The organism is Mesorhizobium sp. P5_C1 (assembly GCF_054049815.1).
Map to the genome: position 1 here is coordinate 1 of NZ_JBFULQ010000586.1, position 3,221 is coordinate 3,221.

The 3,221-nt window shown below is 62.3% G+C and carries 2 protein-coding genes; both read right to left on the bottom strand.

Features of this window, described 5'->3' with window-relative positions; translation table 11 throughout:
• Positions 1-1,425 (bottom strand): type IVB secretion system protein IcmH/DotU (gene icmH / locus ACXJ7R_RS28315; RefSeq protein ID WP_457154709.1); only part of this gene is annotated, 1,425 nt, incomplete at its 3' end.
• A gap of 348 nt (positions 1,426-1,773) precedes the next feature.
• Positions 1,774-2,835, bottom strand: a complete 1,062-nt coding sequence (gene tagH / locus ACXJ7R_RS28320; protein ID WP_457154710.1) for a type VI secretion system-associated FHA domain protein TagH — start codon at positions 2,833-2,835, stop codon at positions 1,774-1,776.
• Positions 2,836-3,221 lie beyond the last annotated feature (386 nt).

Genomic DNA, 3,221 nt, shown 5'->3' on the forward strand with positions numbered 1-3,221 from the left:
GTCCTCGCCTTTGCCATCGACCGTCAGTCGCGAGGGATCGCTGAATTTCGGTGCCATCATCGTTTCGACAGCCTTGGCCCGGGCGACCGAAAGGTCGAAGTTGGATTTGAACGGGCTCGACTTTCGCGGTTTCACATTGTCCGTATGGCCGACGATCCGGATTTGCCCGGGCTCGGGCTGCAGCGCCGCGGCGATGTCGGCGGCAATGGGCTGGAATTCCGGCTTTGCCTCGGCCCTGCCGGACTGGAACAGCAGGACATTGTTGATTTCCACCACGATGAAGTTGCCCTTCGTGCCGATGGTCAGCCCGCCGCCTTCGACTTCCTTGGCCAGTGCCGAACGAATGCGATCAATCTGCGCGGTGGCTGCAGGTGGGGTGGCTTTCACCGGCTCGGCCAACGGCGCCACGCTGGCGCGCTCGATGGCGACTGGTGTCGACGGGTTGAGTGCCAGCAATTCACCGGCGGTGGCGTCGCCCTCATTGGTGATGAAGACCCGCAATGCAAAAAACGCCGCTGTCAGCAGCGCCGTCGCCGCTGCCGCAACGACCCAGAGCGGCAGGCGGGCCGACGGCTGCGCCATGGTCGCCGCCAGGCCCTGCCAGCGCGGCGAGATGTCCTCGCCTGCACGCGCCCTGAAATAGCGAAGCGTCTCGTAGACGTCGCGTCGAACGCGTTCGAGATTGTTGTCTTCGCGCCTCACGCCTCTGTACTGGCCTTCGAAACCCAGCGACAGGCAGGCATGCATCAGTTCGAGCAGATCGCAGTGCGTCTCGGGATTGGCCAGTATCGTGTTCAGGGCTTCGTAGAAGCCTGTGCCGGTGATCTCGGTGTGAAAGAACTGCCGCAGCATGCCGTTTTGCGCCCAGTCGTCGCTCTTGGGCCAAGGCAGGTTGCCTATGAGATCGTCGGCGGTTTCGCACAGAGCAAATTTCGCGATCCGAGCATCCTCTTCGGGAACGCCGGTCTTCTCCATCGTTCGGTCGAATTTTTCGATCGCGTCGGCGACATGTTGCGCCAGTGGCTCCGCTTGTCTTTCGACGGGCATCATCCTGAGCTGCCCGAACAGGATCAGCAAAGGTGCCGCCGCCGCGAGAATAGGGTTTGCCGCGGCGTATTTGACCGTGTCCGCGGCGCCGAACAGGATCGCCTGCTCGACCGCCCGGGCCGGCGCGGCGGCGGAAGAGGCAGCACCGGCCGCGGCGCCCAAAGGCGCACCTTGATAGATCACGGTTCCGGATGCCCAGCCCGGCGGTGTATGCCGCCCGACCCCAGGATCGAACACCGTTGAATCCTTGACCGGAGAGGGTTGGCCTCCGTCAGCGGCAGGTAGCTCGGGAACTGGTGGCGATTTTTTCTCGCGCCGTGGACTTGCGCGAATGACGGTCTTGCCCGCCAGGCCGAAGGGATCGTCCTTCGAGCTCATCGCCGACCGTCCGTGCAGGCGGTGTGGCCGCGATCGGGCGAGATGGGCGCAAAACGGTTGCTGGTCGGGGAATGGAAATACAACCCCCGCCGGCTGTGGCAGTGTCCGGAGGACGATTGACTGGAAAACGCTATCCCGCCGTCACATGACATTTGCCGCAGACCCCCAGCTCAATGAGTCTTACCCGCTTGGCGAACTGTCGTACGTGATCGTAATCTCAGAAATCGTCGATTGGAACCGGATGCCGGGCGTCGAAGGGACTTTTCTTCGCCGACTGCTGTACCATGCGTTACTTGGCCATCCGTTTCCTGGCCACGCGTCTCCTGGCCACGCGTTTCTTGGGATCGCCTATTTTTGCTTGTCGGCTTTGGCGTACGCCTCGCTGAAATAGGCCAGGAATATGTCCAGCATGCCGTTTTCGTGTGCTTCCTCCATGGTCCGCCATGTCGCGACATAGGCGTCCCAGGCCTGGCTCTTCTTCGACGTAAACGACGTAGGCGGGAGTTTCTTGCTGATCGCCTCGGGCGACAGGTCGTCAAGCAGCCGGGAGAGCGCGGTTTGCATGGCTGCATAGGTGGCAAATTCGTGCGTCTTGAGATCGTGGAATGCATCCTCGATGCTGCGCCTGGCATCAAGATAGCCGGCCCTGCGACGGGCGAACATGATTTCGAGGATGTCGTCGGTCCCCGGAACGAACTTCAGCGGATTGTTGTCCGCGGCGCTGATCATCGTTCGTTGTGTGCTCTTGGCCAACGTTTTCGCGGCCGCGCGGGCTTTCAGCAGCAAGGTCAGTTCTTCGACCACCGCCCGCAGGACCGCGCCGATTTCGGCGGCAACTTCATGCGGGTCGCGCAATTGAAGCAGTTCCGGCGAAATGCCGGCTCCGATAGCGATCTCCCTCAGCACCTCGTCCCTGGTCGAGGGCAGCGGTGTCGGGGTCGACGAGGACGCCGACACTGGAATGCGCTGCCCGGACCGTTGCTGTGCAGGCTCGAAGAAAGCCCCGCCTCCGAATTCCAGCGGCCGGCCCGTCGCGACCGGCATTTCCCGCGGTGTCGAATTTTGGTTGGCTTGGGGATAGCCTGCCGTGGCTCGCTCCTCGTCGATCGACACGACGACGACATAACGGCCGATCAGCATCCTGTCGCCATGGCCCAGCCGATGCGGGCCGGTCATGCGCTGGCTCGATCCGTTGATGAAGGTCCCATTGCGCGAGACATCGTGCAGCCAGAACGCGCCCGCCTCGTACAGAACCTCGCAGTGACGGCCCGAGATGAACTTGTCGGGATCTGGCAAGGTCCAGTCACAAGCATCGCGTCCGATTTCGAAGCCGCGATCGCGCGCTGCGTAGCCGGTCGGGATGCCGGCGGGCAGCGCGTCGACATTGCTGATTTGCAGACTGATGTACATCCAGGATCGCCGCGGATCGTTGATCGATACTGCACCATTCTAGCAGTTTGCGAGTAGAACAGCACAGCCGCGTTCCAAGCCGGTGCTTCGACAGGGCAAGTTTCAAGCGCCACCGGCCCTCTTTGGTCCGCAGGGCAAGATGTGGTAGGCTCCGGATGGCCTGGTGCGGCGGGTCGAAAAAGTTCCTGAACAGAATGCGGGAACTTCAATCCTTCGCGCCGGCGGCCGCGTCCAGGAGGGGCACGACCCATGCCGAACGAACGTGCCACGGTTGTGCAGACACCTGTTGGCGCCGACCTGTTGACCTTCACGCATCTCATCGGGCGCGATGAGATCAGCCGTTGTTTCGCCTATACGGCCGGGTTCGTAAGCACGGACCCCAATAT